The organism is Brevundimonas diminuta 3F5N, assembly GCF_900163625.1.
In the GTDB taxonomy this organism is placed as follows: Bacteria; Pseudomonadota; Alphaproteobacteria; order Caulobacterales; family Caulobacteraceae; genus Brevundimonas; species Brevundimonas diminuta_A.
The window spans coordinates 48827-55746 of record NZ_FUIE01000053.1; the positions used below are offsets into that span (position 1 = coordinate 48827).

9 protein-coding genes are annotated in these 6920 nt (G+C 68.2%); all 9 read right to left on the minus strand.

The genetic code is table 11. The features are described 5' to 3' along the window. Window positions 1–22 precede the first annotated feature (22 nt). Window positions 23–1174, minus strand: coding sequence for a DUF3667 domain-containing protein (locus FM111_RS10435; RefSeq protein ID WP_256968200.1), 1152 nt, complete (start codon window positions 1172–1174; stop codon window positions 23–25). Window positions 1175–1283: 109 nt separating this feature from the next. Further along, the gene (gene pal / locus FM111_RS10440) at window positions 1284–1838 is read right to left on the minus strand and encodes a peptidoglycan-associated lipoprotein Pal (protein ID WP_087140875.1); all 555 of its coding nucleotides are present in this window, start codon (window positions 1836–1838) and stop codon (window positions 1284–1286) included. Between the two features lie 152 nt (window positions 1839–1990). Then, the gene (gene tolB / locus FM111_RS10445) at window positions 1991–3373 is read right to left on the minus strand and encodes a Tol-Pal system beta propeller repeat protein TolB (protein ID WP_087140876.1); all 1383 of its coding nucleotides are present in this window, start codon (window positions 3371–3373) and stop codon (window positions 1991–1993) included. 118 nt (window positions 3374–3491) lie between these two features. Beyond that, the gene (locus tag FM111_RS10450; RefSeq protein ID WP_087140877.1) at window positions 3492–4355 is read right to left on the minus strand and encodes a TonB C-terminal domain-containing protein; all 864 of its coding nucleotides are present in this window, start codon (window positions 4353–4355) and stop codon (window positions 3492–3494) included. Between the two features lie 6 nt (window positions 4356–4361). Beyond that, window positions 4362–4823: an ExbD/TolR family protein gene (locus FM111_RS10455; RefSeq protein WP_087140878.1), complete on the minus strand. Its 462-nt coding sequence runs from the start codon at window positions 4821–4823 to the stop codon at window positions 4362–4364. A gap of 3 nt (window positions 4824–4826) precedes the next feature. Continuing rightward, a complete protein-coding gene (gene tolQ, locus FM111_RS10460) occupies window positions 4827–5585 on the minus strand; it encodes a protein TolQ (protein WP_087140879.1) in 759 nt (252 codons plus the stop codon). A gap of 123 nt (window positions 5586–5708) precedes the next feature. Beyond that, window positions 5709–6164, minus strand: a complete 456-nt coding sequence (ybgC, locus tag FM111_RS10465) for a tol-pal system-associated acyl-CoA thioesterase (protein ID WP_087140880.1) — start codon at window positions 6162–6164, stop codon at window positions 5709–5711. 4 nt (window positions 6165–6168) lie between these two features. Next, on the minus strand, window positions 6169–6525 hold the full coding sequence (locus FM111_RS10470) for a hypothetical protein (protein WP_256968201.1): 357 nt from the start codon (window positions 6523–6525) through the stop codon (window positions 6169–6171). A 151-nt stretch (window positions 6526–6676) separates the two neighbouring features. Beyond that, window positions 6677–6920: hypothetical protein (locus tag FM111_RS10475; protein WP_256968202.1), on the minus strand; the 244-nt coding region annotated here is incomplete at its 5' end.

Consider the following 6920-nt stretch of genomic DNA (forward strand, 5'->3'; position numbering starts at 1 on the left):
TGCGGCGACGGCAAGGCCCCGATCAATGTCCGAGACCCAGATAGATGATGGAGACGATGAACAGCGTCGCCGCAATCTCGCAGAAGATCAGCAGGGCGATCGTCCGCCACAGGGTCGAGAAGATCTTCAGGCTGTAGGCGCCCTTCAGCTGGGCGAACATATGCACGGGCGCGATCAGGGCCGCGATGGTCCCGGCGACCGCCCCCGCCCCCTTCAGCGTCGTCGCGATCAGCACCACCGCCATCAGCAGCAGGGACATGAAGGTCAGGGAATAGAGAACGAAGACCCCGTGGTCGTACAGGGTGAAGCCCCGTTTCCACAGGAACATCAGGGCCACGAAGGGGATCGACAACGGCACCAGCAGGAAGGCGAATTTGTAGATGGTCTGCTGCAACTTGTAGAGCGCCAGGTCCGGGTTCTTCAGCTTCTTGGCGACGGTCTTGGTCAGGCCGTTGCTCTGACCGTCCGTGCCGACGCTGGAAGCGATATCGGCGACCTGCGCCTGCCAACTGCCCGAGGCCAGGCCGTCCTTGCGCCCCTCGACCGCATCCTTCTGCAGGCGCTCCAGCTTGGCCTTTTCAGCGATGACGCCTGCCTCGGCCCCGGCCAGGGCGCCCGCCGCCACGCCCGCGCGAGCGCCGCTGTTCACCGGAGGCGGCGACCCGTCGGCTGGCTCCATCGCCGTCACGGCCGCATCGACTTCCCTCTGCGCGGCTTCGACGACCCGTTCAGCCTCGGCGACGGCTTTTTTCTGGGCCTCGATCTGCTCTGGCAAGGACGGCAGCGTCACCGCCTGGTGCGGCATGAAACTGAGGGCGAAGAACATGACGAACAGGGTGAACAGGAACATCGCCAGCGGCGAAACGTAACGCGTCCGCTTGCCCTGCACCCACTCGCGCGTCAGCCGTCCGGGATTGAGGATCAGCAGCGGCAGGGTGCGCCACAGACGGCCGTCGAAATGCATGACCCCGTGCAGCAGCTCCTCGCCCAGATGCAGCAGGGTGCGGTGGACATGGGCCGCCTGGCCGCAGTTGGAGCAGAAATTGCCCGTGACCTCGGCCCCGCAGTCAGCGCAGGCGCCATGAGGCTCGCCCGCATGTCCGGTCGGCTTTTCGATTGATCCGGCGATGACGCCGCCCGTCACCGCTCCACCCGCTGCTTCCAGATCAATCACGCAAACTCCCCCCGGATTCGGCGCGAACTTTGATCTTCCCCGCCCTCAAAGAAAAGAGGCGCCGACCGCAAAGTCGACGCCTCCATTCATTCAGTTGCTGACGCGCAGCTTAGCGCGGCGCGCCCGACACGATGGCGGTGCGGGCGTTGCGGTTCTGGGCCCAGGCCGACTCGTTCGAGCCTTCCGCGATCGGACGCTCCTTGCCGAAGCTGATGGTGTCGATGCGGGCGGCCGGAACGCCGCGGCCGATCAGGTAGGAGCGCACGGCCTCGGCGCGGCGGGCGCCCAGGGCCAGGTTATATTCGCGCGTGCCGCGTTCGTCGGCGTTGCCTTCGATGCGGATCGTGACCTGCGGATAGCGGGCCAGCCAGGCGGCCTGGGCGTCCAGACGCGGCTGGGCCTCAGCGCGCACCGAATAGGAGTCCAGGTCGAAGTAGACGCGATCGCCGACGTTGACGACGAAGTCCTGTTCCGAGCCGGGCGCCGGGGCGCCGACGTTGCCGCCGCTGACAGGGCCGGTCGGGGCGGTCGGATACTGCGGGCCGACGGCCGGCGGCGGCGTTTCGACCGGGACGGCCGGCTCGACCTTGGGCTTGGTGCAGGCGGCCAGCGAGGCCATGGCGACGCCGACAGCGGCGAGCCGGATCAGGGTGGAGGGGTTCATGGATCGTCTCCTTCTCATTCGGTTCGAGGCCGACGCCTCTAGCTTGACTGTATGCGAGCGCTGCTAACGCGCGGCGCAGCACCGCGCCAGCCGCGATAACGCACAGTTTATGGGAATGGCTCCGCTCGTGATCTCACGAAGCCGTAACCCCGTTAGGCCGGACAGGAATCCGCGCCCTGACCGATGCCCAGATTGACCGGCGGCGCATCCAGCAGACCCGACCAGGCCGGGTCTGAACCGCGTCCGTCATAGCCCGCCTGAGACACCACCCGACCCGACAGATCGACTGTCCAAAGACGGGTGTCGCCGCCGGGGCTCTGGCGCGCGAAGGCGATGTAGCGGCCGTTCGGCGCCCACGACGGCCCTTCCTCGAAATAGGAGGACGACAGGATGCGCTCGCCCGTGCCGTCGGACTTCATGACGCCGATGTGGAAGCGGCCGCCCTGCTGCTTGGTGAAGGCCACCAGGTCGCCGCGCGGGCTCCAGGCCGGAGCGGTGTAGCTGCCGCCGCCGCGGCTGATCGGGCGCTGGCCCGAGCCGTCGGCCCGCATGGTGTAGAGGCGCGCCGAACCCGAACGGTCCGAGGTGAAGACGATCTGGTTGCCGTCCGGGCTGAACGACGGCGAGGTGTCGATGCCCGGATCGGTCGTCAGGCGCGACAATTGGCGGCTGCGCAGGTTCATCACATAGACGTCGGTGTTGCCGCCCCGGATGATCGAGAAGGCCATCTTAGACCCGTCGTTCGAGAAGCGCGGCGCCAGCACCTGACCGTCGAACTCGCCCAGGCTTTCGCGGCGGCCCGTCGACAGATTGTAGAGGTAGATGCGGCTGTAGTCCTTGCCCAGCGCCACATAGGTCACTTCGTCGGGGTTCGAGGCCGAGAAGCGCGGCGACATGATCACCTCGTCGCCCTGGGTCAGGAAGACGGGGTTGTAGCCGTCCTGGTCGACGATGGTCAGGCGCGACAGCTTGTTCAACTGGGTGCCGCTTTCCGACACGAACAGGACGCGCGAATCGAAGAAGCCCGCCTCGCCGGTCAGGCGCTGATAGACCACGTCCGAAATCTTGTGCGCGATGCGGCGCCATTGCTCCGAGGTGGCGGTGAACTGGTAGGAGACCAGCTGGCACTGACGATAGGGGTCGTACAGGCGGAAGCCCACGTCGATCCGCCCGTCCGCGCGCGGCGTCACCCCGCCGTACAGCACCGCCTGGGCGCCGATGGAGGTCCACTGCGGGAAGTTCGGCGCATTGGCCAGGGTCAGGCCCGTCTCGACGAAGCTGGCCGGGTTCAGCGGATCGAAGAAGCCGGATCGCTTGAGATTGCCGCTGATGACGCCCGAGATCTGCGAGCCGTTCTGGCCGCTGAAAGGCACGACGGCGATCTGAAGCGGGCGCAGGACGCCCTCGTCCACCACCACATCCTGCATCGGCGCCCCGACGGCCGGGGTGGATTGCGCCTGGACAGACCCGCCCAAGGCCAGGGGCGCGGTCATCGCAAGCACGGCGGCCGAGGCGAGGAAGCGGTTCAGGCTCATGGATCGATCCTTCGGGTCGTTACGGTCAGGCAGGCCGCCCCTCTTAACATCAGCGCGGCGGATGATCGCCAGCTTCACGGGGATTTGGGCGACTTTGGGGTGATAGGCGATTTACGTCCTAACGGTTCCCGCATTGACGCTTGGTTTCAAAACGGAACGGCACTTCCTGCGCCTGAAAACCATCGGGCACGGTGAAGGGCGAGGTCGCCCGCAGCGCCCGCTGCATGGCCTCGGACGCCGCCCTCCAGGTCGGGTCGTTCTGGGTGTCCTGAAGGCGCGGGGTGCCGATAATCTGGCCGTCAGCGCTCAACCGCACCGTCACGCGGATCACCAGGTCGTCCATGCCCGGCATGTCGCAGTTCAGATTCCAGTTCGGCGTCACCTGGGCGCCCAGGGCGGCCAGTTGCGGGCCGGTGGCGCGCGGAGCAGAGCCCGCGCCCTGCTGGCCCGGCGCCGGGCGGCCGCGGTTCTGCGTCGGGCGCGGCGGGCCGGCCAGGGCGTCGAGGTCCAGTCCCGGCGTCGGGCGCGTGGAACGCGGCGGCGTCGTCGGGGCCTTCTTTTCGGGCGGAGTCGGCGTGGGCCGAGGCGGCGGCGTCGGGGCCTTTTTCTCGGGCGGCGTCGGGGTCGGACGCGGCGTGGGCGTGGACCGCGGCGTCGGGGCCTTCTTCTCGGGCGGAGCGGGGGTCGGACGCGGCGTCGGACGCGGTTGAGGCTGGGGCGCGGGCGGCGTGGGGTCCGGCTCAGGCGGAGTCGGCTCGGGCGGCGTCTCGACCGGCGCGGTCTCGCCGTCCTCCAGCGAAGGCTCTTCCTGCGGATTGTCGGCCGGGGCGGCGGCGATCTCGATGTCCGAGACGATCGACACCGGCACCGAGTTCACCAGCGGTTTCGGCTCGTCCTTCGACGACCAAGACACGAAGGCGAGCGCCACCACACCCGCGTGCAGGGCGATGGATCCGAGAATGGCGGGGCTGGGGCGGCGCAAGGTCCGTCAGCCCTCCGTCGGCTCGTCGGCGGCGGTGTCGGTGATCAGGTTCAGCTTGGTGAAGCCCGAGGCGGACAGGCGCGCCATCACGCGCGCCACGGCCTGATAGGGGGCGCGGCCGTCGGCGCGGATAAAGATAGCCTTCTCGCGCGCCTTCTCGCCGCCCTCTTCGGCCACGCGCAGGGCCAGCTGTTCCCAGCGGACCTCGCCCTCGCCGATGAAGATGGCGCCGTTCTGGTCGATCGAGACCGTAACCGGCTTGTCGGTCGTCTCGACCGCGCTGGCCTCGGTCTTGGGCAGCTCGACCGGCACCCCGACCGTCAACAGCGGCGCCGAGATCATGAAGATGATCAGCAGCACCAGCATGACGTCCACCAGAGGCGTGACGTTGATCTCGCTCAGCGGCCGCTTGCGCGCGCGGCGACGGCCGCGTCCTCCGCTGGAGCCTCCTGCACCACCCATGGCCATGGATCAGACGCTCCGGCGCAGGTTCAGGTCGGACGGCGGCGGTGGCGGAGGCGGAGGCGGCGGGGTCGCGGGCGCGCCCAGACGCCGGGCGATGGCCGACTGCAGGTCATCGGCGAAGGCTTCCAGACGGCCCGTGAACTTACCCGCCGACACCGAGAAGGCGTTGAAGGCGATATAGGCCGGGATGGCCGCCGCCAGACCGATGGCAGTAGCGAACAGGGCCTCGGCGATGGCCGGGGCCACGGTCGTCAGATTGGTGTTGCCCGCCGCCGCGATGCTGTCGAAGGCGTTCATGATGCCCCACACCGTGCCGAATAGGCCGATGAAGGGCGAGGCCGTGGCGACCACTGACAGCACGCCCAGGCCGTTCTCGATCTTCTGGCTCTCGCGGGCGATGACCGAATCCAGGGCGCGGTCGATGCGGGCGATCAGCATGGAGCCCTGCGTGTCCGTCATGGCGCCGCGCGTGCGCGCCTCGCGCCAGTCCTGCAGCGTCAGCACCAGCATGCGCGGCAGGGGATCGACGGGCTGCGCCCCTGCCTGGGCGGCGACCTCCTCCAGCGAGCGGCCGCTCTCCACCTGTTTTTCGAACTCGGTCGCGCGGGCGTTCATGCGCGAGAAACGCACCGCCTTGTCGATGATGATGGTCCAGGACCAGACCGAGGCCGCGGCCAGGCCGATCATCACCGTCTTGACCACCCAGTCGGCGGTCATGAACAGCTCGATGGGATTCAGCAGGGAGGCGTCGGCGGGCGGAGTCATGCTTGGTCCTTGGCGGAAAGTCCGTTCATCCGCCTTTTGCACCGGGCGGACGTGGCGGTTTCATGGCGGCGGGTCTAACGGGCGTCGCGCCCGGCGTCACGGGGGCGTCGGCTGACAACCTCGTTATTGCGAGGCTTCACCGGAGAGCCAGGGCGTCACCAGCTCGACCAGCCGCTTCGTCGGACGGCGCGGACGCCCGTCCAGATGGATGCAGACGGCCGTCACATCGGCCCGGCACAATACGTCGCCGTCGCGCTCGACCGTCTGGCGGATGATCAGGCGCGGCCCCTTGATCGCCTCGTATCGGGTGCGGACCACCAGGGCGTCGTCGATCCGGGCGGGCTTCAGATATTTGATCGCCAGGTCCGACACCACGAAGGCCAGCGGCTCCTCCTGCTCCAGCAGGTCGACATGCCCTACGCCGGCCAGCCTCAGGAAATCCGACCGGCCCCGCTCGAAATAGCGGACGTAGTTGGCGTGATAGACGAGGCCGGTGAAGTCGGTGTCCTCGTAATAGACCCGCACGGGCAACAGGTGATCGCGGCCGTCGAAGCGGCCGGCGCTGGGTTGGTCGGTCATGGTCTCAGCTCTTGCCGGAAGCGGCGGCGGGCGCCGGGGCGTCGAAGCCCGGACAGTAGCGCGATTTCAGCGCCGCGAACTCGCCGGTCAGCGGATCATTGCTCATCAGGATGCGATTGGGCCGCGAAACGAAGGCCACAGCCTCCCGGCTGCCCTTTAATCCCGCGTAGCCGCAGGCGGCGCGACCGCGCCCCGACTCGACATGGCGCACCTCGGCCTGCGGCCCCATCTGCTCGCGCACCTGATCGAGAGCGCGTTCGGCCGGGGTCGTCTGCCTCGGCCCGAAGGTCGCGCCCTGCATCAGGGCGTAGACGCTGAAACCGCCCAGCACCAAGACCGCCGCGCCGAGCACGACGATCATCCGGTTCATCCTGCGGGGATGCGCCAACGGCCGCCTCCTTCTGGGAAGGGGAGGATGACCGGCTTTACCGCCGAGGTGAAGTCTTTTTGCGAAAGATTCGCGCCTCTCTTCTCCGCCCGGCGGAGAGCGAGGGACACCGTCGACCGTTTGATCAGTCGCGGTCGTAGAGGCGCAGCACGGCCAGGGCGCCGATGGTGGTCAGCACGCCCAGCGCAAAGGCGCCGACCAGCGAGCTTGTGGCCGCCGCCGTCGACACCGTAACGGGCCGCTTGGCGTACCACTGAACGATCTCGCCGGCGTGGGCGTGATCGATGCCCTCGTCATAGGCTTCGTCCAGATAGGTGTCGTCGGCGGCGGCCATCGGCGTCTCCAATTCATGCCTGCGCATAATCCCC

What these genes read in the sequence shown, in the direction of transcription:
- FM111_RS10455 (WP_087140878.1), bottom strand. Translation starts at nt 4,823, where the DNA reads ATGGCCATGGGTGGTGCAGGAGGCTCCAGCGGAGGACGCGGCCGTCGC.
- tolB (WP_087140876.1), bottom strand. Translation starts at nt 3,373, where the DNA reads ATGAGCCTGAACCGCTTCCTCGCCTCGGCCGCCGTGCTTGCGATGACC.
- pal (WP_087140875.1), bottom strand. Translation starts at nt 1,838, where the DNA reads ATGAACCCCTCCACCCTGATCCGGCTCGCCGCTGTCGGCGTCGCCATG.
- ybgC (WP_087140880.1), bottom strand. Translation starts at nt 6,164, where the DNA reads ATGACCGACCAACCCAGCGCCGGCCGCTTCGACGGCCGCGATCACCTG.
- FM111_RS10470 (WP_256968201.1), bottom strand. Translation starts at nt 6,525, where the DNA reads ATGATCGTCGTGCTCGGCGCGGCGGTCTTGGTGCTGGGCGGTTTCAGC.
- tolQ (WP_087140879.1), bottom strand. Translation starts at nt 5,585, where the DNA reads ATGACTCCGCCCGCCGACGCCTCCCTGCTGAATCCCATCGAGCTGTTC.